This is a genomic window from Paraburkholderia sp. J10-1 (assembly GCF_905220165.1).
In the GTDB taxonomy this organism is placed as follows: Bacteria; Pseudomonadota; Gammaproteobacteria; order Burkholderiales; family Burkholderiaceae; genus Paraburkholderia.
In genome coordinates this window covers 421,348-443,469 of sequence record NZ_CAJMYW010000005.1, presented here as the reverse complement: position 1 = coordinate 443,469, position 22,122 = coordinate 421,348, and the positions used below count along the sequence as shown (strand labels likewise).

Genomic DNA, 22,122 nt, shown 5'->3' with positions numbered 1-22,122 from the left:
GCGGACCGCCAACGCCGGCCCCCCGCGCAAAGGACGCCACGCATGCCTGCCTCTCGCATTCCCGACGAACCCATCGATCTGCAATTCGCCGACGTACTGCGCGAAGTGCGCTGGCCCGCCAACAAGGACGAACTCGTGAACGCCGCGCGCGAGGCCGGCGCGAGCAACGAGGTGCTGGCCATCCTCGACGGCATGCCCGAGCAGGATTATCAGGACGTCGCGTCCGTTACGCGGCTGATCGGCAGCAACTACGGCCCTGGCCTCGGCGCCTGAATCGCGCGCGTCGCGGGCTTCGTGCGCGCCGGGCTCACGCGCTTCGGCCGAAGACGACTCGCGCGAAAAAGGTCCCCAACACGGTTTCGACGACCGGCGGCGTGACATGCTGCGGATCGGCCGTGGCGAGAAACTGCACCCCGTCGCACAGCCCGATCAGGCCAACCGCGAGCAGCTCGGGATCGAGCGGCACCGGCGTACCCACGCGCGCCGCAAATTCCTCGATATAGACGGCCAGACTCTCGCGCTTCTCCTTCATGAAAGCGTTAAAGCGCGTGCGAAAGCGTGCGTCGCGCGCGGCCAGCAACTTGGCTTCCACCCACAGCAGGAAAACCTTGTTGTCCTGGGGCATGCGGCTGTAATAGGCGAGCGCGCGCGCCTCCATCTGCTCACGCGAGAGCTCGGTCTCGAAGATGGCGCGCAAGTCGGTCTGCATGGCTTCGTGATCGCGCCGCAGCAATTCCACAAGCAGGTCCGACTTGCCCGAAAAGTTCGAGTAAAACGCGCCGCGCGTGTATCCCGCCGCGTGCGCAATGTCCTCGACGCTCGCGCCTACGAACCCTTTTTTCATGAACGTGGCCTGCGCGGCGTCGAGCAAGCGCTCGCGCGTCTGATCGCGGCTCTGCTCGCGGGTGAGTCGAATGCGCTTCATGGCTGGGGGCATCGTGATGTGTCGTGGATTGACGCGAGTCTAGCACTGAAACATTCCTCGGATTCAGTTTCGCACTCGGATACAAGGTTGTATTAGAATCCGACTCATCATCCCAAGTCCGGGTCGGGGCGCGAGCCGCGCCGCGCCCGCGACTCAACGGCGGCGCAACCGGCCAGGTGGTTTTGGGGTTTGCGTGCGTACAAGGCATGTCGTGGTCCAAGCGAGGTCCAAGTGAATCGTCGCGGTCGTGGCGCATCGAGCAGGATGCGCAGTGGTACCGGTAAATTCAGTGCGCTGTGGCGGCATGGCGCACGCGTGCTTTTCGTGCTCGGCGTTGCCGCGCTGGCTGCGTGTGGCAAGCAAAACGAGGCGGCGCCGCAGCCGCGCCCGGCCGTCTCAATGGTCGTGCACCCCGACGGCGGCGGCGTGAGCCCCGTCTACCCCGGCGAGATCGAGGCGCGCAACGCCACGCCGCTCTCGTTTCGCGTGAACGGCAAGATCATCGAGCGTAGCGTGCGGCTTGGCGACAGCGTCAAACCCGGCCAGACGCTTGCGCAACTCGATCCCGCTGACTTCGAGAAAAACGCGGCAAGCGCGCAGGCACAGTTCGACGCTGCGCAGCATCGCCTCGTCTTCGCGAAGCAACAGCTCGATCGCGACACGGCCCAATCGGCGGCCAACCTCATCGCCCGCGCGCAGCTCGAACAGACGCAGGACGCCTACGCATCGGCCGCGGCCCAGCGCGACCAGGCGCAGCAGCAGCTCGCACTGGCAAAGAACCAGTTGCGCTACACGCAGATCGTCGCGGACCACGCCGGCGTCATCACCGCCGAAAACGCCGATACCGGCCAGAACGTGCAGGCCGGCCAGGCCGTCTACCAGCTCGCGTGGACGGGCGACATCGACGTGGTGTGCGACCTGCCCGAGCGCGCCGTGGCCGCGCTGCATACCGGCGACACCGCGCAGGTCACGCTCGGCGCCCTGCCCGGCCGCCACTACACGGCCCGCCTGCGCGAACTCGCCGCCGCGGCGGACCCGCAAAGCCGCACGTGGCGCGCGAAGCTCACGCTCGAACACGCCGACGCCGACGTGCGTCTGGGCATGACCGCCAACGTGGCGTTCGCGGCCCCGAGCGAGGCCAGCGCGAGCGCGGTGTTCACGGTGCCGGCCACGGCACTCTTTCACGACGGCGAAGCGCCTGCGATCTGGGTCGTCCACGCGCCCGACAACGTGCTGCAGCTGCGGCGCGTGAGCGTCGCGCGCTACGACGCGCGCACCATCACCGTGACGGGCGGGCTGCACGACGGCGAGCGCATCGTGCTGCAAGGCGTACACACGGTCCACGCAGGCGAACAGGTGCGCCCGGTCGCGCCGCTGCATCCCGAGGACTTCGCGTCATGAGCCAGGTGACAGGCTCGGGTCCAGGCGCCGATCACGAAGAGGGCCGCTTCAACCTTTCAGCGTGGGCGCTTCGGCATCGGGCGCTCGTGACTTTTCTCGTTGCACTGGCAACGATCTTCGGCGCGTTCGCCTATACGCGGCTTGCGCAGTCGGAAGATCCGCCCTTCACGTTCCGCGTGATGGTGATCCAGACCTTCTGGCCAGGCGCCACCGCGCGCCAGGTCGAGGACCAGGTGACGACGCGCATCGGCCGCAAGCTGCAGGAAACGCCCTATATCGACTTCCTGCGCAGCTACTCGCGCCCAGGCGAATCGCTCGTGTTCTTCACGATGAAGGACTCCGCGCCCGTGAGCGAAGTGCGCGAGACCTGGTACCAGGTGCGCAAGAAAGTGGGCGACATCGCCTACACGCTGCCGCAGGGTGTGCAAGGGCCGTTCTTCAACGACGAGTTCGGCGACGTCTACACCAACATCTACGCGCTGGAAGGCGATGGCTTCTCGCCCGCGCAACTGCACGACTACGCAGACAAATTGCGCGAGCAACTGCTGCGCGTGCCCGATGTGGGCAAGGTCGACTATTTCGGCGATCCCCAGCAGCGCATCTACATCGAGATTCCGAACACGCAATTGACGCGGCTCGGCATCTCGCCCACGCAGCTCGGACAGGTGATCGGCGCGCAGAACAGCGTTTCGGCCGCGGGCACGCTCACGACCGCCGACGACCGTGTGTTCGTGCGCCCGAGCGGCCAGTACGAGGATCTGGGCGCGATCGCCGATACGCTGATTCGCGTGAACGACCGCACCTTTCGCCTGGGCGACATCGCGACGATCCGGCGCGGCTACGACGAACCGCTCGCCACGCAGATGCGCTTTCAGAACCAGGCCGTGCTCGGCATCGGCCTCACGATGCAGCCAGGCGGCGACGTCATTCGCCTCGGCAAGGCGCTCGATGCGCGCGTCGAGCAGTTGCGCGCGCAACTTCCCGCGGGCCTGAAGCTCGTCGAAGTCTCGAGCATGCCCGATGCCGTCTCGCGCTCGGTGGACGACTTCGTCGAAGCCGTGGCCGAAGCCGTGGGCATCGTGCTGCTCGTGAGCCTCGTCTCGCTCGGCGTGCGCACGGGCATGGTGGTCGTGATCACCATTCCGATCGTGCTCGCCGTCACCTCGCTCGCGATGTACCTCTTCGGCATCGGCCTGCACAAAGTCTCGCTCGGCACGCTCGTGCTCGCGCTCGGCCTGCTCGTAGACGACGCCATCATTTCCGTCGAGATGATGGCCGTGAAACTCGCGCAGGGCTGGAACCGCACGCGCGCCGCCGCGTTCGCTTACACCAGCACGGCGTTCCCGATGCTCACCGGCACGCTCGTCACCGTTGCGGGCTTCTTGCCCATCGTGCTCGCGAGGTCGAGCACCGGCGAGTACACGCGCTCGATCTTCCAGGTCTCCGCCATCGCGCTGATCGCCTCATGGTTCGCGGCCGTGGTGCTGATTCCGCTGCTGGGCTACCGGCTGTTGCCGGAGCGCAAGCCCGACCCGAACGCGCCGAATGCCGCCCATGGCGATGACCACGAGCACGAGATCTACGACACGCGTTTCTATCGGCGGCTGCGCGGCTGGATCGGCTGGTGCATCGAGCGCCATGCCATCGTGCTCATCCTGACCATCGCGCTTTTCGTGGCCGCGCTTGCGTGCTTCAAGCTCGTGCCGCAACAGTTCTTTCCGAGTTCCGACCGGCCCGAGTTGCTCGTGGATGTGCGCCTGCCTGAAAGCGCCTCGATCGACGCAACGCTGCGCCAGACGAAGCGCCTCGAAGCGGCGCTCAAGGGCCGCCCCGAGATCGACCATTTCATCGACTTCGTCGGCACGGGCGCGCCGCGTTTCTATCTGCCGCTCGACCAGCAATTGCAGCAGCCTAATTTCGCCCAGTTCGTGATCACGACGAAGTCGGTCGAAGACCGCGAGAAGCTCGCAAGCTGGCTCGAGCCGATGCTGCGCGACCAGTTCCCGGCCATCCGCACCCGACTCTCGCGCCTCGAAAACGGGCCGCCTGTTGGCTACCCCGTGCAGTTCCGCGTGAGCGGCGACGATATCCCGACCGTGCGCGACATCGCCAACAAAGTGGCGGCCACGCTGCGCGCCGATCCGCGCACCGACAACGTCAACTTCGACTGGGACGAGCCAGCGGGCCGCTCGCTGCACTTCCAGATCGACCAGCAAAAGGCGCGCGCGCTCAATGTCTCGTCGCAGGACATCGCCAACTTCCTGCAGATGACCTACTCGGGCTACACCGTGACGCAGTATCGCGAGCGCGACAAGCTCATCAGCGTCGATCTGCGCTCGCCCGCAGCCGAACGCGTCGACCCCGCGCGCCTCCTCACGCTTGCCATGCCCACGCCCAACGGCCCGGTGCCGCTCGGCGCGCTCGGGCATCTCGCCAACGATCTGGAGTACGGCGTGATCTGGTCGCGCGACCGGCAGCCCACCATCACCGTGCAGTCGGATGTGCGCGCGGGCGCGCAAGGCATCGACGTCACACATGCGCTCGACCGGCAGCTGGAGTCGGTCAAAACGGCGCTGCCACCCGGCTACCACATCGAGGTGGGCGGCTCCGTCGAGGAAAGCGCGAAGGGCCAGGCGTCGATCTTCGCGCAGTTGCCGGTGCTCGCCATTGCCGTGCTCACGCTGCTGATGATCCAGCTGCAAAGCCTCTCGCGCGTGCTGATGGTCGTGCTGACCGCACCGCTCGGTCTGATCGGCGTGGTGATCGCCCTGCTCGTGTTCCGGCAGCCGTTCGGCTTCGTGGCCATGCTCGGCGTGATCGCCATGTTCGGGATCATCATGCGCAACTCGGTGATTCTCGTCGATCAGATCGAGACGGACATTCGCGCCGGACACAAACGCTTCGACGCCGTGGTGGGCGCAACGGTGCGCCGCTTCCGGCCGATCATGCTGACCGCCGCGGCCGCCGTGCTCGCGCTCATTCCGCTGTTGCGCTCGAACTTCTTCGGGCCGATGGCCACGGCGCTGATGGGCGGCATCACGATTGCGACCGTGCTTACGCTGTTCTTCCTGCCCGCGGCTTACGCGGCCGCGTTCCGCGTGCGCAGCAGCGAGACTGACGAGACCGGCAACGCGCCGGAACAGGCATCATGAAGAAGGCTTCTTTGACTTCGGCGTCGGGCGCGCGCAACTCGGCGCGCTCGCACGCAACAGGTTCCGTGCTTGCGCTGCGATCGCTCGCCGCATGCGTCGCGCTCGCGCTCGCAGGCTGCGCGATGGGGCCGACCGGCGAGCCGCCGGCCATGCCTCAGCCCGAGCACTACGGCACCGAGACGCAACGGGCGCAGACTGTCGCCGCCCAGGGCGTCGCCCAGCAGTTCGTCACGGGCGCGCAACCGGTGCCGCAATGGTGGACGCTCTATGGCTCCGACGCGCTCGACGCGCTCGTGAACGAGGGTCTTGCCCACAGCCCGAATCTCGCCGCCGCTGACCACAACCTGCAAGCGGCCCGCGAGCAGTTGCGCGGCCAGATCGGCAGCTCGCTCCTGCCGACCGTCGACGCGATCGGCATCGCGCAACGCCAGCAGCAGCCCGCGATCCCGCAGTTCGGCATCGACCAGTTGCAGTACGGGATTTTCGCGGGCCTGATCGACGTTCGCTATACCTTCGACGTGTTCGGCGCGACCCGCCTGAACAACGCGGCGCTCGCCTCGCGCGTGAATGTGCAGGCGTTCCAGTTCGAGGCCGCGCAGCGCGCGCTTGCCGCGAACATCGTGGCGAGCGCGCTCGGCGCGGCGACGCTCCATGAGCAGATCGACACGACCGAACAACTGATTGCGCTCGCCAACGCGCAGGCCGACGACGTGCAAAAGCGTTACGCGCTCGGCTCCGCTTCGCACACCGATCTATTAAGCACGCAGCAAAGCGCGGCGTCGCTCGCGGCGAGTCTGCCGGGGCTGCGCCAGCAATGGGTCGCGCAGCGCCATGCGTTGGCCGTGCTGATCGGCCGCACACCCGACCAGGCGCCGCCAGACCTCGATCTCTCCAGCCTGACCTTGCCTGCGCGGGTGCCCGTGGTCATCCCTTCAGAACTCCTGAGAACCCGTCCTGACATCGAAGCCGCCGAAGCCACGCTCAAGGCTGCCGCAGCCGGTGTCGGCGCCGCGACCGCGCAGATGTACCCGAGCATCACCCTTTCGGCGGCGCTCGGCCAGGGCGGCTTCAGTTGGCCCGTCGTCACGTCTGGCGCGGGCGCGCTATGGGCAATCGGCGCTTCGCTTTCGCAGCCGATCTTTCATGGCGGTGCGCTCCTCGCACAACGGCGCGCGGCGTTGCAGTCGTACGAGGCGGCCAACGACACGTACAAGCAAACGGTACTGACGGCGTTCCAGGATGTCGCCGACCGTCTCGCCGCGCTCGAGCACGACGCCCAGGCCCTCGACGCGGCGAGCACGTCGGCGCGCACGGCCCAGGGCGTTTATGAGGACACCAACGCGCGCTACAAGCTGGGTGCCGTGCCGTGGTACGCGGTGCGCCAAAGCGAGCAGCAATGGCGTAACGCGCGGCTCGACGAAATCCGCTATCGCGGCACGCGGCTTTCTGATACGGCCGCGCTCTTCCAGGCAATGGGCAATCCGCCGGTGAATCCGGCGACGCTCGGCAGCGAGCACGCCGCGAGCACAGCGGCGACAGCGCCGGCTGCGAACGTTGGCGCTGCCGCGCAGGACAAGTAACACCCGCGTTTTTCCGTGCGTCTCGCGATACCATGATCGGCAGCGCGCCGTTTGCGACGGCGCAACCGCATCACGGAGACGACATCGTGCCCAGCCCTTCGCTCGACTTCTGGTTCGACCTGGCCAGCAACTACAGCTATTTGAGCGTGATGCGCATCGAAGCGCTCGCCGGGCGGGCGGGCGTAGCGGTGCGCTGGCGTCCCTTCCTGCTCGGCCCCATTCTCGACGCGCTCGGCTGGGAAGGCCCGCCCTTCGTCGTGCAGAAGGAAAAAGGCGCGTATGTGTGGCAGGACATGCGTCGGCAGTGCCGCAAATACGCGCTGCCGTGGCAACAGCCCACCGAGTTTCCCCGCCGCACCGTGCTCGCCACGCGCGTCGCCGTGCTCGCCGCCGACGAACCGTGGCTGCCCGGCTGGTGCCGCGCCGTCATGACGCGCAACTACGGCGACGACCGTGAGGTCGATTCGCCCGAAGCGGTCGCACACATGCTCACCGCGTTGGGGCTCCCGGCGCAGCCGCTCATCGAGGAAGCCGGCAGCGATGCGAACCGGCAGCGGCTGCGTGAGCGGACCCAGGCGGCGCGCGACCTGGGCATCTTCGGCGCGCCGACGTTTTTCGTCGGCAAGGACATGTTCTGGGGTAACGACCGGCTGGAAGACGCTATCGAAGCGGCGCTCTGTGCGACGCAGAATCAGGACAGCGTGTAGCCCTCTTCCCTGCGTCCTCCGTCGTTGCTCTGTCAGGATTTTCTGACCCTTATTTTCGGGATAGAACTGTTACACTGCGCCGTAACGTGAGTCAGGTTTTCCTGACTTTATCTCCACATAACTATTCGCATTCCTACATATGTAGAGACACCCTCATCGGAGAGGGAGTCGTTTCTTCTTTCGATCGGCATGAGCAGTGAGAAAGAAGCGACGCACGACAACCGGGGAGATCACGACCATGGGACATCAAGTGAAGCGTAGCATTTGCTTCGCAGTATTAATTATCTCCAGCGCCGCTGCCCATGCTGGCCTCGACTGCGAAGGCTCGCGCGGCGGCTTCCGCTTCCAGACCGACGATAGCTGGACCGGCACCGACAAACTCGAGCACTTCGCGGTGTCCGCGCCGTTCGGCGCGCTCGGAGGCTGGCTCACGCGCGACACGGACCACCCGGTCGTGTATGGCACGCTGATCGGCACGGTCCCGGGACTCCTGAAGGAAACGCTCGACGGGACCTGCCGGACCAACGGCTTCTCCTTTAAGGACCTGTTTGCCGATACGCTCGGCGCCCTCACGGGTGCGTGGCTCGCACACTGGGCCCTCACGTATTCGCGCGGTTCGCACAGCCAAACCTTCGGACTGCGTTACGACAATGTATTTTGACGCTCGATGCCTCATGCGGCTCGCCTGCGCACAATGCCTTTGGCGTCAGGCAGTTAGCTTCGATATCCCAGGGTTATGAACAGGGGCTTCAACAAAAACTGTGGAAAAGTCAGCGCGGAAGTTACCCACAGTTTTTGTTGGCAGCCCTGTGGAAAAGCCCTGGAAAGCTCAGCCAACTCCTTGGCCCACAAGGAAATTCCGTTCATCAAACAAAACACGGCGCGTCGTTGCCGACGCGCCGTGTTTATCCTGCATACCTCACTAAACCCGAATCAAGGTTTGTTCGTTTCGAACAGATCCATGATTTGCTTCTTTTCCGTCGTGGTGACGCTCGGAGGCGTCATCCCGCCAGGGCCCATGCTGCCGGTCGCCCCGCTCGCATCGCTCGCCGCCCCCGCCGGGTTCGCCGAGTCCAGACCGATGCTCGCGACGAAGCCGTTACCCGGCGTCATGTCCGAGAAGAACAGTTCATCATTGATCGTCGTGAGGCCCTCGGGCATCGCCGGCTCTTCCTGCGGCACGCCGCGCAGCGCGCGCTGCATGTACTCCACCCAGATCGGCAACGCGAGCTGCGCGCCGAATTCGCGGCTGCCGAGGCTCTTCGGCTGGTCGTAGCCCATCCACGCCACGGCAACGAGCGTGCGCTGATAGCCCGCGAACCAGCCGTCCTTGGCGTCGTTGGTCGTACCGGTCTTGCCTTGCAGGTCGTTGCGATGGAGCACGTTGGTGCCCGCACCCGTACCCGCCGTCGCCACCGAATGCAGCAGGCTGTTCATCACGAACGCGTTGCGCGGCGAGAGCGTTTGCGGCGCATTCTGACCCGCCACGAGCGGCTGCGCGCGCAGGATCGGCTGGCCGTGCGCATCGTCGACTTCGGCGATCAGATACGGGTTGATGCGATAGCCGCCGTTCGCGAACACGCTGTACGCGCCCGCCGACTGCAGCGGCGTGACGAGGCCCGCGCCGAGCGCCATCGGCAGGTACGGCGGGGTCTTGTCCGCGTCGAAGCCGAAGCGCTGCGTCACGTAGTCCTGCGCGTACTTCGTGCCGATGTACGAAAGGATGCGGATCGACACGAGGTTCTTCGACTTCTGCAGCGCGAGCCGCATCGTCATCGGGCCTTCGGGCTGGTCGTCGTCCTTCGGCTCCCATGCGTCGCCGCCCGGCGTGCTGGGCGGGAAATAGAGCGGCGCGTCATTGATGATCGTCGCCGGTCCAAGGCCCTTTTCAAGCGAAGCCGAGTAGATGAACGGCTTGAAGCTCGAGCCCGGCTGACGCCACGCCTGCGTGATGTGATTGAACTTGTTCTTGTTGAAGTCGAAGCCGCCGATCAGCGCGCGGATCGCGCCGTCCTGCGGCGTGAGCGAGACGAGTGCGCCTTCCACCTGCGGCAATTGCGTGATCTGCCAGTTGCCCTTCGCGTCTTGCATCAGGCGCACGATGGAGCCCGGGCGAATGTGCAGCGCCTGCGAGGCGCGCGGCGAGAGCGCGGCCGCCACGAAGCGCAGGCCCTCGCCCGTCACCGTCACCGAGGTGCCGTCGAGTTGTTGTGCCGTCACCGACTTCGGACCCGCGTCGATCACGACCGCCGAGACGAGGTCGCCGTTGTCCGGGTGGTCGGTCAGCGCGTCTTCGATAGCCTGCTCGCGGTCGTCGCCGTCGGCAGGCAATTGCACGAAACCTTCCGGCCCGCGATAGCCATGGCGGCGCTCGTAGTCCATCACACCCTTGCGCACGGCCGCGTAGGCGGCGTCCTGGTCGGCGGAATCGATCGTCGTCGTGACAGTGAGCCCGCGCGTATAGGTCTCGTCCTTGTACTGCGCGTACATCATCTGACGCACCATTTCCGCGACGTATTCGGCGTGCACGTTGTACTCGGTGCCGGCGGTCTTCGTCTGCAGCGGTTCCTTCATCGCTTCGTCGTATTGAGCCTGCGTGATGTAGCCGAGATCGAGCATGCGCTTGAGGATGTACTCCTGGCGAATCTTCGCGCGGTGCGGATTGACGATCGGGTTATACGCCGAAGGTGCTTTCGGCAGACCTGCGAGCATCGCGGCCTGGGCGACCGTAATGTCCTTCAGGTCCTTGCCGAAGTACACGCGCGCCGCCGCCGAAAAACCATAGGCGCGCTGACCCAGATAAATCTGGTTCATGTACAGCTCGAGAATCTGGTCCTTGGTGAGCGCGCGCTCGATCTTGTAGGCGAGCAGCATCTCGTAGACCTTACGCGTGTAGGTCTTCTCGCTCGAAAGGAAGAAGTTGCGCGCAACCTGCATCGTGATCGTGCTCGCGCCTTGCGAGGCGCCACCGTGCATGAGGTCCGCCACGCCCGCGCGCAGGATGCCGACGAAGTCCACACCGCCGTGCTCGTAGAACCGGTAGTCCTCGATCGCGAGCACAGCCTTCTTCTGGATATCAGGAATATCCTGGAAGCGGACGAGCTGACGACGCTCTTCGCCGAACTCGCCGATCAGCACGTGATCGGCGGTATAGATGCGCAGCGGCACCTTGGGCTGATAGTTGGTGAGCGCGTCGAGCGATGGCAGCTGCGGCTCCATCACGACGAGCCCGTAACCCACGAGCAGCGCACCCACCACGCAGAGCGTACCAATCAGGCCGACGAACCAGAGCGCGAGCGTCGTTCCAATGGAGCGCCGCTTCGGGCTGCCATCGCGCGGCCCGTTGCCGCCGGAACCGCCGCCTGAGCCGCCACCCGATTCAGGACGGCGAGGCGGCTGGCGCCCGTTGTTGAAGGAGGGTTCCCGATCTTCGTTCGGGTACTGCGGTGAAGGCGGTCGTTTGATGATAGGCATGACTGGAATGATGGGCGCGTCTCGCGCGCGCCGGCTGCGCGCAACTCGCACGCATGGATCTCGACCACGGCGTCATGGCGCCAATGCGGCATACGACGTCGCCGGCTCAAACCCGGCGACGCGGCGCGACCGGCAACGCCCCCGTCCGGCCGCGCGGCGCGCACTACGGCACGCCACAGGCGAATACACGCCCGTTCAGGCGCCATTCGCGAAATGTAACAGCGCATTCTAAAGAAATCGCGGGCGGCGGGTCGCGCTTTTTTTGTAAGAGTTTCTTGGGAAGTGATTCCCGCCCGATTTTTTTGCGAGCGAGGCGATCGCTTGCACCGATCGCGCCTTTATGCGCGAAAAGTTTCGTTATCTGCCCTTATATAAGGCGAAAAATTACACAAATTTGTACAAAGAGCGGCAAATTCTTGCAGGCAGGGTTGTTCCCATCCGAGCACCTTCCGATTGCGCATCGGCGCACTCGTCTTATGATGAAAGATCTGCTACACGCCCCTGTTCGCGCCCAGGCAAGCCCGCACTTATTCTTACAAATCGCTGTGGCGCAGGCAGGAAAACGGACGTCATACGAAGCCGACCCAACGGCCCGCCGATTATGAACAAGCCTAGCGAACGCATCGTCGTCTTCGTCACGCCCGCGCAAAAGCGCGCGATCTCCGCTACCGCCGGTGAGCTTGGCATCAGTATTAGCGAGCTCATGCGCCGCGCCGTGATTGCGTTCAGCGCCACGAGCGATCAGGTGAAAGCCGCGAGCATTGTCGACCGGCTCAACGCGCCGCGTCAGCCCGACGCGCTCGCCCAGGTGCTGCAAAAGGCAGCGAAGCCGCTGCGCGCGGGCCGCGCAGGCGCGATCCGGCCATCCGATGGCGCGGCGGCGGCCACCGGTGCAAACGGCGCGAACCCGGACGCGCAGCAAAATGCTGCGCACGCGGATCGCGAGACAACTGCGCCCCTTCACGGCGCCGCCGGTCACGAGCCAGCGCCTCATGCGTCAGACGCTCCCCTGCCCGCCGCGCACACCGACGAACCAGACGTGAGCCATGCCGCACGCGAAATCGCGCAGGCGGTGGCTCGACTCAGCGCCGAAGCGGCTGCCGCAGACGAAAGCGCCGCGCTCGATGCAGCCGCCGCGCATTCGCTCGACGTCGAGCCGCTGCAACCGCTAAGCTCGGCGCCCTTCGCACGTTCGCGGCGCAACGCAAGCGACGCGGGCAACACAGGCGACGAAGCCCACAGCGACGACGGCGCGCCCGAAGGCGGAAAATTCGCCTGACACGGGCCGCATTCGCGCAGCCATACGCCTGTGTCACAGTCGGCGCTTGACACCTGCTTACCCGTTCGTGCGAGGGCTGTGCGCGGCCTGTTCCTTTAAGTCCCTTTTAAGACAGGCCGTGGTGTAATATCCGCGATCGATGGCGGCGCCCGGCCTCCAGCGGTACTCCCAGCCGCGCAGCCAGGCCTCGTTCTGACGAACATACGCGTGCAAGAAAACGCCGTCACGCTATTGCAATTGCCGCATTTGCCCCGATTTGCGCGGTGCATGTGCGCCAGGCGCAAAGCGGCGTAAGCTGGTAGATGGATCAGCCGTCGCCAGCCGGCCGGCGCGTGAGCCCAACCCGCATGCACGCACCTCGGCTCATCATGGCCGATCTCATTTCACTGGAGGAATTCATGTCGCTTTTCGACTCCATCTCCCGCACCGTCAAGGGCCTGCTCAACGACGCGGCTGACTCGGTGCAGGATCCGTCGCGCGACGCGCGCCAGATCGTGCGTGAGCTCGACGACAGCATCGCCCGCGCGGAGAACTCGCTCGTCGAGATCCAGGCGCAGGTCGCGACGCAGCAAAGCAAGCGCGACGTGGCCGCCGACAAGGCGAAGAAGTACGAAGACGGCGCAAAGCGCGCGCTGCAATCGGGCGACGAAGCGCTCGCACGCGAAGCACTCGGCGCGCAGCAAACCGCCGAAGCCGAGCGCGACGCGCTCGCGGGCGAACTGGCCAAGCTCGAACCGTCGGTCGATCAACTCAAGCAGCAGATCGACGACATGCGCCAGCGCCGCAACGACCTCAACGCACGCTCGAACATCCTGCAAGCGAAGCAACAGATCGCTCAGGCGAAGGACGTCGCAGCCACGGCGCTGGGCGGCATCGGCGGCAAGAATCTCGATGGCGACTTCCAGAAGCTGGAAGAGAAGGTCGCGCTGTCGAACGCGCGCTCGGACGCGCGGCTGAATTCGTCCGACCAGTCGAGCGGCAAGGCGCTCGACGACAAGCTCGCGGCGCTCAACAAGGGGCCGTCGGTAGACGAGCGCCTCGAGGCACTCAAGAAGCAGATGAACACGCCGGCGCAGTAAAGCGCGCCAGCGTGCTGGATGCGGCGCGGCATGGGCCGCGCTGCCGGCATAGCGCCGCATCCCCGTATCGAATGCCATGGAGACGGGCGTCAAGCCGCCCGGCCAGCAACATGAAAAAGTTTCTTGCCGCTGCCAGCATCGCTGTCGCATCGCTCGCCTTCACGGGCGGCGTGGCGTTCGCCGTGCCGAGCGTGCAGCAGATCGAATCTGCGATGTCCCAGGGCGACTGGCAGCGCGCCGACTCGGGCCTCACCGAAGTCCTGCAGGCGCATCCGGACAACGCGCGTGCCCACTACCTCTACGCGCAGGTGCTCAACCGCGAAGGCCGTTACGCCGACGCGCTCACCCAAGTCCAGCAGGCGAAGACGCTCGATCCGCAAATCCGCTTTACCCAGCCGCAGCGTTTCGCGCAGGTCGAAGCGAAGATCCGCGCTGACGCCACGCGCGCCGGCGCGGCGACGACGAGCAGATCGAACAACCCGTTCACGCAGCAAGCAGCGGCGGCTCCCACGCCGCAAAGGCAGGGTCCTGGTATGGGCATGTGGATTGGTATCGCCATTCTGTTGGTCGGCATTGCGCTCGTACTGCGCTGGACGCTGCGCCGCGCGAAGTCCACCGAAGACGCCAAGGCCGGCGACGACCGCCGCGACCAGCTCAAGCGCGCCACCGAACTGCTCAACGGCGTGCGCTCGCTCAAGCTCGACGTGAAGCTCTCGACCGCACCGGGCCACGAAGCGCTCGAAAAGGAAGTCGAAGGACTCGAAGCGCAGTTGCGCGGCCTCGTCGAAACGCTCTCGAACAGCGCGAATCCGCGGCCGCCGTACGAGATCGAGGACCTCGAACGCCAGTTCGCGAGCCTCAAGGCGCGCGCCGAAGGCCGCCCCGATCCGAACGCGCAGCCTGCCGCGCCGGACTACGGCAGCAACTCGAGCTACGCGCGTGAAGCCGATGCCGCGTTCGGGCGTCAGCCGCAGTATCCGCCGGCGCCGCCGCAGCAACAGCCGCAGGTGATCGTGCAGCAAGGCGGCGGTGGCATGGGCGGCATGGGCGGACTGCTCACGGGCGTCCTGCTCGGTGAAGCGCTGAACCATGGCCGCGACCGCGTGATCGAGCGCGACGTGTTCGTCGACGAGGATGGGCGCCGTGTTCAGCGCGACGGCAGCGGCAATGGCGGCGGCCTCGACTTCGGCCAGGGATCGAACGACTGGGACGACGGCTCGGGCGGCGGCGGTGTCGACATGGGCAGCAACGACAGCTCGGACGACTGGAACAACTCCTGAGGCTTCTCCAGCGCACACCGCTTACGCAAACGACGGGCTCCTTCACGGAGCCCGTTTTGCATCGGCGCGAATCACGCCATATCGCACACTACATCGCACATCACACGTAACGGCGGACGCACACATGGGCACCAGCAACGGGGCGGCACTGCGCATCGCCATCATCGGCAGCGGCTTTTCCGGCATCGGCATGGCGATCCGCCTGCGCAGTATGGGCGTGGACTCGTTCACGATCTATGAAGCCGCCGCAAGCCTCGGAGGCACCTGGCGCGACAATGCGTATCCAGGCGCCGCTTGCGATATTCCTTCGCACCTCTACTCGTTTTCGTTCGAGCTGAATCCGGCGTGGACGCGCACCTACGCGCCGCAACACGAAATTCTCGACTACCTGCGCCATTGCGCGCACAAGTATGACGTCGAGCGCTTCATCGAATATCGTTCGCGCGTGCACGCGGCGCGCTTCGTGCAGGCCCGCGGCGTCTGGGAAGTGGAGATCGAACGCGACGGCGCGATCCGGACGATCGAAGCCGATATCGTGATCGCTGCGAACGGCCCGCTCTCGCGGCCGGCGATGCCGCAGATCCCGGGCATCGAGCGCTTCGAGGGCAAGCTCTTCCATTCGGCGCGCTGGGACCATGACTATGCACTCGAAGGCAAGCGCATCGCCGTGATCGGCACTGGGGCAAGCGCGATTCAGTTCGTACCGCATATCCAGCCGCGCGCGGCTCAGCTCACGGTGTTTCAGCGCACGCCGCCGTGGATCATGCCGCGGCGCGATCGCGCCATCAGCGAACGTTGGCGCTGGATTTACCGGCACATGCCCTTCGCGCAACGCGTGGCGCGTGCCGCCATATACTGGCAGCACGAATCGCGTGCGCTTGGCTTCGCGGTGGAGCCGCGCCTGCTCAAGGCGCCGACGAAGTTCGCGCTAAGCTATCTCGCGCATAAGGTCAAAGAGCCCGAACTGCGCGCGCGGCTCACGCCGGACTACGTGCTGGGCTGCAAGCGCGTGCTGCTCTCGAGCGACTACTACCCTGCCCTCGCGCAGCCAAACGCAGAGCTGGTCACCGACGCGATCCGCGAGGTCGTTGCCGATGGCATCGTCACCGCCGACGGCAAGCACCGGCCTTACGACGCGATCGTCTGCGGCACGGGTTTTCAGGTCAACGGCGTCGACGCGCCTTTCCACGTGACGGGCGTAGACGGTCAGGACCTCGGCGAAACGTGGCGGCGCGACGGCCCCGAGGCGTACCTGGGCGCGAGCGTCGCGGGCTTCCCGAATCTCTTCTTCATGGTCGGGCCGAACACGGCGCTCGGGCACAACTCGATGATCTACATGATCGAGTCGCATATCGCCTATATCGCCGACTGCATCCGCGCGCTGCAGCGCTCGGGCGCGCGCACGATGGAGGTTCGCGCCGAGGCGCAGCGAAGCTGGAACGCGCGCCTGCAGGCGCGTTTCGCGGGCACCGTGTGGCAGTCGGGGTGCCGCAGCTTCTACCTTACGCAGGCGGGCAAGAACACCGCACTGTGGCCTGGCTTCACGTTCATGTTTCGCCGCAAAACGCGCCGCGTGCGCAGCGCCGACTACGCGTTCGAGCGTTAGACGCGCTGCGGATGCCCCGCGTACACGCGCGTCTCGTAGGCGAAGTTCACCGTACCGTTTTTTTGCGTCGCCTCGAACAACTCGCGCAGTGCCGCTAGCATCGGCTCGTGGCGCTCATCGCCGGCCCTTGGCGCATACGACGACGACATCAGCCGCCCGCGCAGGCTATCGAAGTCGAGCAACTGCGCATTCGGGAACACAGTCTGATGCTCGAAGCCGTCGCCGAACCAGTCGGCCATCGCGGCCGAGTCGGGATAGGTTTCGGCCACTTGCGCGTAGTCGGGGCAAAAACGCTGCAGCAGCGCCTCGTAGCCCGCCAGGAACGCCGAACCTTCGAGCAAGCGGCTGTTCCAGAACAGCACGATCTTGCCGCGCGGTTTCAGGATGCGCGCGAACTCGCGCTGCGAATCGGTCTTGTGGAACCAGTGGAACGCCTGCGCGGCGCTCACGAGGTCCACGCTCGCGGCGTCGAGCGTCGTCGCCTCCGCCGTGCCCGCGACACTGCGATAGCCTTTGTAGCCGCCTAGCATTTCGTCCGCCGCTGCGCGCATGGCCGCGTTCGGCTCGACGGCCGTGACGGGGTGGCCCGCGTCGAGGAAAAGCCTGGTTGAGAGGCCCGTACCCGCGCCGATGTCGGCCACGGGCGCACCCGGCGCAATGCCGCACTCCACGTGCACGAAGGTCGCCACTTCGCGCGGATAGGTCGGCCGGTATTTCACGTAGTCTGCGACCCGGTCGGTGAAACGCCGGGTGGAATCGTCGATCATCGTTCTGCCCTTTTGTCGTTCAACCGCCGCCGCCCAGGAGCTTCACCAGCTCCCAGAGGAAGCGCAATACCATCAGGATCAGCTCCCAGAGCTGGATCAGTTGCTGCCAGAGCGCGAGCGGCGCGCTCCCGCCGAAAATCGCTTCGATCATCTTGCTCCCATCGCGACGCCCCTGTGCTCCTCATTTCAGGCTTGCGGAGCGCCCGAGTTCCCGATCATAGCGCCAGGCGCCCCCCCTGCGCTCAAGTCTGCGTATTACGCGCCGTAAACAAAGTTCAGAAAGCCCGGCGATCGGACCTGCTGACGACTGGGCACGCCGCTTTTCACAGCGTTGCGCTTTTCATTGCGCACCGGGCAAGGAGACACCCGATGACACGTTTGCGTTTGCTGGGCCTGCGCGGTCGCCGCCGCGCGGGAAAATCCGCCGGCGTCGTTGGCGACATTGCTGCGCACGCCGGCAGGCTCGGAATCGAGATCTGCGACGTGGCGGGCCACGTCGACGAAGTCGCCGCGCGCGTGCAGCGTCAGACCGACGTGTGCCACGCCCTGCGCGAGTCGGCAGCGCACACGCTCGCCGGCAACCACCAGATCGCCGCGGCAGCGCGCGCCATGCGCGAGCTGAGCACGGGCACCGCCGCCACGGTGCAGCAATCGCAGCAGACCATCGAGGAATCACTCGCCGACATTCACGGGCTGGTCGAGAGCGTCACCGTCATCGAGACGCAGATCCGCTCGCTCAAGAGCGCGCTTGCGCATGTCTCGAAGGTCTCCGAGGAAATCTCGCTGATCGCGCGGCAAACCCAGCTTCTCGCGCTGAACGCGGCCATCGAAGCAGCGCGCGCGGGCGAGTCGGGCAAGAGCTTCGCCGTGGTCGCGAGCGAAGTGAAGAACCTCTCTGCGAAAACCGCGCAGGCTACCGGCCAGATCGAGCAAACGCTCGGGCAGCTCACGCAGCAGACCGAGCAGCTCATCGCCGAAGGCACCGCCAACACTGAACGCGCGCATCGCGTGCGCGAAGGCACGCACACCATTGGCGCGGCCGTGCACAGCACCGGCCAGGCGATCATGCAGCTCGACGAGCACGCCGGACAGATCGCCCAGCTCACGGGCGAGATCGAGACGAAATGCGACGGGCTCGAAAGCCAGGTGGGCGAGATGGTCGCCGGCGTCGAAGATTCGGGGCGCAACTTCGTGCAGGCGAAGGATCAGCTCGGCAAGTTGCTCGAGGTCTCGGAAACGCTCATCGAACTTTCCGCCGCCACGGGCGTGGAAACCGACGACACGCGTTTCATCGAGACCGTACAGCGCGCCGCCGCCCAGGTCAGCAAGCAGTTCGAAGGCGCGCTCGCGCGTGGCGAGATCGGCGAAGCGGATCTGTTCGACAGCGTCTACGCGCCGGTGCCGAACACGAACCCGCAGCAGCATATGACGCGCTTCACCGCCTTCACCGACCGCGTGCTGCCCGCGATCCTCGAACCGCTGCTCGCGTTCGACGAGCGCGTCGCCTTCTGCGTGGCGATCGATCCGCGCGGCTACATTCCCACGCACAATCGCAAGTTCTCGCATCCGCAAGGCGCCGACCCGGTGTGGAATGCCGCGAACTGCCGCAATCACCGCATCTTCAACGACCGTGCGGGGCGCGCCGCCGGCTCGCACACCAAGCCCTTCCTGCTGCAAACGTACCGTCGTGACATGGGCGGCGGCACGTTCGTGATGATGAAGGACGCCTCCGCGCCGATCTTCGTGAACGGGCGGCACTGGGGCGGGTTTCGCATGGGATACCGTCTGTAACGATCGATCGCCCAAAAGCAAACGGCGCGCGGACATGGCTGTCCGCGCGCCGTTTTTGCATGCGCCTCGAAGCGCGTTGGCGATCAAACGGCCATCGCCATCCGCTTGCGCTCCGCGCGCTGCATGAAATAGTTGCCGGCGATCACACCCACGGTCACGACCGCAATGAACAGCGTAGCGAGCGCGTTCATCTCCGGGTTCAGGCCGAGGCGCACACGCGAGAACACCACGAGCGGCAGCGTGGTCGAGCCCGGCCCCGAAAGGAACGCCGAGAGCACCAGGTCGTCGATCGAGAGCGTGAACGAGAGCAGCCAGCCGGCCGCAAGCGCCTGCGAAATGAGCGGCAGCGTGATCTGGAAGAACACCTTGAACGGCGTCGCGCCCAGGTCGAGCGCAGCCTCTTCGAGCGACGGATTCAACTCGCGCACGCGCGACTGCACGATGATGGCAACGTACGAAATACACAGCATGACGTGGCCGATCCAGATTGTGAACACGCCGCGCCCCGCGGGCCAGCCGATCAATTTGCCCATTTCCACGAAGAGCAGCAAGAGCGAAATGCCCTGGATCACTTCGGGAATCACGAGCGGTGCGTTGATCATGCCCGAGAAGAGCGTAAAGCCGCGAAAGCGCCCCATGCGCGCGAGCACGAAGCCCGCCCACGTGCCGATGAATACCGACGCGAACGCCGTCATCAGCGCGATGCGCAGCGAGAGCCAGGCGGCGGTGATCAGCTCGTCGTCGGTGATGAGCGCCTGATACCAGCGCGTGGAAAAGCGCGTCCACACCGTCACGAGTTGCGACTCGTTGAACGAATAGACGATCAGGCTCAGGATCGGGATATAGAGGAACGCGAAGCCGAGGCCTAGCGCGATAAACATCAGAACGCGATTCGGTTTCATTTGCCGCGGCCCTCCAGTTCCTTCGCCTGGTAGTGCTGGAACAGCGCCATAGGCACGAGCAGCAGGAGCACCATCGCGCAGGTCACGGCGGAGGCCATCGGCCAGTCGGCATTGTCGAAGAACTCGTTCCACATGACGCGGCCGATCATCAGCGTGTTCGCGCCGCCAAGCAACTCAGGAATGACGTACTCGCCCACCGCCGGAATGAACACCAGCAGGCAGCCCGCGATAATGCCGTTCTTCGAGAGCGGCAGCGTGATCTCCACGAACGCGCGCCACGGCTTCGCGCCGAGGTCGTACGCGGCTTCGAGCAGCGTGAGGTCCATCTTCACGAGGTGCGCGTAGAGCGGCATCACGAGAAACGGCAGATACGAATACACCATGCCGATATAAACGGCCGTGTTCGTGTGATAAAGCTCGAGGGGCGAATGAATGATGCCGATCGACATCAGGAAATTGTTCAGCAGTCCGTTGTTCTTCAGAATGCCGATCCACGCGTACACGCGGATCAGGAACGACGTCCAGAACGGCAGCATCACGGCCATCATGAGGATGTTGCGCGAGGCCGGATTCGAGCGCGCGATGTAATACGCCATCGGATAGCCGATGATGAGGCACAGCAGCGTCGAAATCGCCGCCACGACCACCGAATTCACGTAGGTCGCGAAGTACAGGCTGTCCTGGAACAGGAACGCGTAGTGCGAGAAGTCGAGCGCGATGTGCCATACACCGTCCGCGAACGACGCCAGCTCCGTGTACGGCGGAATGCCGAGCTGCTGGTCGGCGAAGCTGATCTTCACCACCAGGATGAACGGCACGAGGAAGAACAGCAGCAGCCAGATGAACGGACCCGCCACGACGGCCGTGCGGCCCGTCAGGTTGAAGCGTTTCGCGGGCCAGTTCAGAAAGTTGCGGAAAGTCGTCGTGCTCATGACGTCAGCACCACACCGGCCGAGGCGCTCCAGCGCACGTAGACTTCGTCTTCCCACGTGGGCGAGTCGATCTCGGAGAGCGCGAGGCTCGACATGTTCGCGATCACCGTCTTGCCCGAGTCGAGCTTGACGTGATAGAGCGAGTAGCCGCCCATATAGGCGATGTTCTTGACCACGCCCTTGCCCCAGTTGAACACGCCTTCGGGCGGTTTGCGCGTGAGCGAGATGCGCTCGGGGCGCACCGAGATCGTCACGGGCATGCCGAGCGGCCCGGTGATGCCGTGATTCACGTAAAGGCGCACCGGCAGTTCCGGGCACTCGACGAACACGTGATCGGGCTCGTCCTCGACCACGTTGCCGTCGAAGAGATTGGTCGAACCGATGAACTCCGCCGAGAAGCGGCTGTTCGGGAATTCATAGACCTGGTTCGGCGTGCCGAGCTGGACGATCTCGCCTTCGCTCATCACCGCGAGGCGCCCCGCCATCGTCATGGCCTCTTCCTGGTCGTGCGTGACCATGATGCAGGTGACGCCGACCTTGTCGAGAATGTTGACGAGTTCGATTTGCGTGCGCTGGCGAATCTGCTTGTCGAGGGCGGACATCGGCTCGTCGAGCAGAAGCAGCTTGGGGCGCTTCACGAGCGAGCGCGCGAGCGCCACGCGCTGCTGCTGGCCGCCCGAAAGCTGGTGCGGCTTGCGCTTGGCGAAGCGCGTCATCTGCACGAGTTCGAGCGCGTTCGCCACGCGGTCCTTGAGTTCGTCCTTTTTCACGCCTTCCTGGCGCAGTCCGAAGCCCACGTTCGACTCCACCGTCATGTGCGGAAAAAGCGCGTACGACTGGAACATCATGTTGACCGGCCGGCGGTACGGCGGCATGGAGGCCAGGTCCTCGCCGTCGATCAGGATCTTGCCTGACGTCACGGTTTCGAGACCCGCGAGCATGCGCAGCAAGGTGGACTTGCCGCAGCCCGAGCTGCCGAGCAGCGCGAACAGCTCGCCCTTCTTCACCGACAGGTTGACGCCCTTGACTGCCGCCGTTTCGCCGAACTTCTTGACGACATCGACGATCTGCACGAAGTTGTCCGCGGCCGAATCTGCCGCGGTGAAGCCCGAAGGCAGCGAACCGGCGGTTGCCGGCGCGCTCGACTGGTCACTCATGATTCTCTCTGCCCTGCCTGTTTCTGCGTGAATCTTGGACGGGGTTGACGAACAAAGCCCCCGGCATCGTGCCGAGGGCTCGGGGTAAAA

At 65.3% G+C, this 22,122-nt stretch carries 18 protein-coding genes; 11 read left to right on the top strand and 7 right to left on the bottom strand.

Annotated elements, in window-relative coordinates; translation table 11 throughout:
- Positions 1–42: 42 nt before the first annotated feature.
- Entirely contained in the window at positions 43–273 is a 231-nt protein-coding gene (locus U5A65_RS19380) for a DUF2795 domain-containing protein (RefSeq protein ID WP_321908647.1), read from the top strand.
- Positions 274–307: 34 nt separating this feature from the next.
- On the opposite strand, the gene U5A65_RS19375 is transcribed toward U5A65_RS19380, so the two are convergent.
- The gene (locus U5A65_RS19375) at positions 308–925 is read right to left on the bottom strand and encodes a TetR/AcrR family transcriptional regulator (RefSeq protein WP_321946998.1); all 618 of its coding nucleotides are present in this window, start codon (positions 923–925) and stop codon (positions 308–310) included.
- A 264-nt stretch (positions 926–1,189) separates the two neighbouring features.
- On the opposite strand from U5A65_RS19375, the gene U5A65_RS19370 reads away from it, so the two are divergent.
- The 5 genes from U5A65_RS19370 to U5A65_RS19350 all read left to right on the top strand — a co-directional run bounded on the left by U5A65_RS19370 (position 1,190) and on the right by U5A65_RS19350 (position 8,426).
- Entirely contained in the window at positions 1,190–2,326 is a 1,137-nt protein-coding gene (locus U5A65_RS19370) for an efflux RND transporter periplasmic adaptor subunit (RefSeq protein WP_321946997.1), read from the top strand.
- Positions 2,323–5,478: an efflux RND transporter permease subunit gene (locus U5A65_RS19365; protein ID WP_321946996.1), complete on the top strand. Its 3,156-nt coding sequence runs from the start codon at positions 2,323–2,325 to the stop codon at positions 5,476–5,478. Before U5A65_RS19370 ends, U5A65_RS19365 begins: the two co-directional genes overlap by 4 nt.
- Positions 5,475–7,058, top strand: coding sequence for an efflux transporter outer membrane subunit (locus U5A65_RS19360; protein WP_321946995.1), 1,584 nt, complete (start codon positions 5,475–5,477; stop codon positions 7,056–7,058). Before U5A65_RS19365 ends, U5A65_RS19360 begins: the two co-directional genes overlap by 4 nt.
- Positions 7,059–7,090: 32 nt before the next feature.
- Complete coding sequence (locus tag U5A65_RS19355; protein WP_321946994.1) at positions 7,091–7,765, top strand: 2-hydroxychromene-2-carboxylate isomerase; 675 nt, start codon at positions 7,091–7,093, stop codon at positions 7,763–7,765.
- A gap of 238 nt (positions 7,766–8,003) precedes the next feature.
- Entirely contained in the window at positions 8,004–8,426 is a 423-nt protein-coding gene (locus U5A65_RS19350; RefSeq protein ID WP_321908658.1) for a hypothetical protein, read from the top strand.
- Positions 8,427–8,698: 272 nt separating this feature from the next.
- Here the strand turns inward: U5A65_RS19350 and U5A65_RS19345 are convergent, their stop codons facing one another.
- Entirely contained in the window at positions 8,699–11,239 is a 2,541-nt protein-coding gene (locus U5A65_RS19345) for a penicillin-binding protein 1A (RefSeq protein WP_321908660.1), read from the bottom strand.
- 601 nt (positions 11,240–11,840) lie between these two features.
- Here U5A65_RS19345 and U5A65_RS19340 point away from each other — a divergent pair.
- The 4 genes from U5A65_RS19340 (at position 11,841) to U5A65_RS19325 (ending at position 16,483) form a co-directional block, all read left to right on the top strand.
- Positions 11,841–12,518 carry a hypothetical protein gene (locus U5A65_RS19340; RefSeq protein ID WP_321946993.1) on the top strand — a complete coding sequence of 226 codons (678 nt, stop codon included), beginning with the start codon at positions 11,841–11,843 and terminating at the stop codon, positions 12,516–12,518.
- 398 nt (positions 12,519–12,916) lie between these two features.
- The gene (locus U5A65_RS19335; RefSeq protein WP_042265728.1) at positions 12,917–13,597 is read left to right on the top strand and encodes a PspA/IM30 family protein; all 681 of its coding nucleotides are present in this window, start codon (positions 12,917–12,919) and stop codon (positions 13,595–13,597) included.
- A 110-nt stretch (positions 13,598–13,707) separates the two neighbouring features.
- Entirely contained in the window at positions 13,708–14,877 is a 1,170-nt protein-coding gene (locus U5A65_RS19330) for a tetratricopeptide repeat protein (protein WP_321934837.1), read from the top strand.
- A 124-nt stretch (positions 14,878–15,001) separates the two neighbouring features.
- Complete coding sequence (locus U5A65_RS19325) at positions 15,002–16,483, top strand: NAD(P)/FAD-dependent oxidoreductase (RefSeq protein ID WP_321946992.1); 1,482 nt, start codon at positions 15,002–15,004, stop codon at positions 16,481–16,483.
- Here the strand turns inward: U5A65_RS19325 and U5A65_RS19320 are convergent.
- Both U5A65_RS19320 and U5A65_RS19315 read right to left on the bottom strand, forming a co-directional pair.
- Positions 16,480–17,250 carry a class I SAM-dependent methyltransferase gene (locus U5A65_RS19320; protein ID WP_321908666.1) on the bottom strand — a complete coding sequence of 257 codons (771 nt, stop codon included), beginning with the start codon at positions 17,248–17,250 and terminating at the stop codon, positions 16,480–16,482. The genes U5A65_RS19325 and U5A65_RS19320 overlap by 4 nt on opposite strands.
- A gap of 19 nt (positions 17,251–17,269) precedes the next feature.
- Positions 17,270–17,401, bottom strand: a complete 132-nt coding sequence (locus U5A65_RS19315; RefSeq protein ID WP_267904745.1) for a hypothetical protein — start codon at positions 17,399–17,401, stop codon at positions 17,270–17,272.
- A gap of 218 nt (positions 17,402–17,619) precedes the next feature.
- Here U5A65_RS19315 and U5A65_RS19310 point away from each other — a divergent pair, with 218 nt between their 5' ends.
- Entirely contained in the window at positions 17,620–19,041 is a 1,422-nt protein-coding gene (locus U5A65_RS19310) for a methyl-accepting chemotaxis protein (RefSeq protein ID WP_321908668.1), read from the top strand.
- A gap of 83 nt (positions 19,042–19,124) precedes the next feature.
- Here U5A65_RS19310 and U5A65_RS19305 read toward each other — a convergent pair whose 3' ends face one another.
- Genes U5A65_RS19305 through U5A65_RS19295 form a run of 3 tightly spaced genes read right to left on the bottom strand, consistent with a single transcriptional unit; the run spans position 19,125 to position 22,032 of the window.
- Complete coding sequence (locus U5A65_RS19305) at positions 19,125–19,943, bottom strand: ABC transporter permease subunit (protein WP_158757721.1); 819 nt, start codon at positions 19,941–19,943, stop codon at positions 19,125–19,127.
- Positions 19,940–20,875, bottom strand: a complete 936-nt coding sequence (locus tag U5A65_RS19300) for an ABC transporter permease subunit (protein WP_321908669.1) — start codon at positions 20,873–20,875, stop codon at positions 19,940–19,942. The genes U5A65_RS19305 and U5A65_RS19300 overlap by 4 nt, the downstream gene beginning before the upstream one ends.
- Complete coding sequence (locus tag U5A65_RS19295) at positions 20,872–22,032, bottom strand: ABC transporter ATP-binding protein (RefSeq protein ID WP_415765183.1); 1,161 nt, start codon at positions 22,030–22,032, stop codon at positions 20,872–20,874. The genes U5A65_RS19300 and U5A65_RS19295 overlap by 4 nt, the downstream gene beginning before the upstream one ends.
- Between the last annotated feature and the right edge of the window lie 90 nt (positions 22,033–22,122).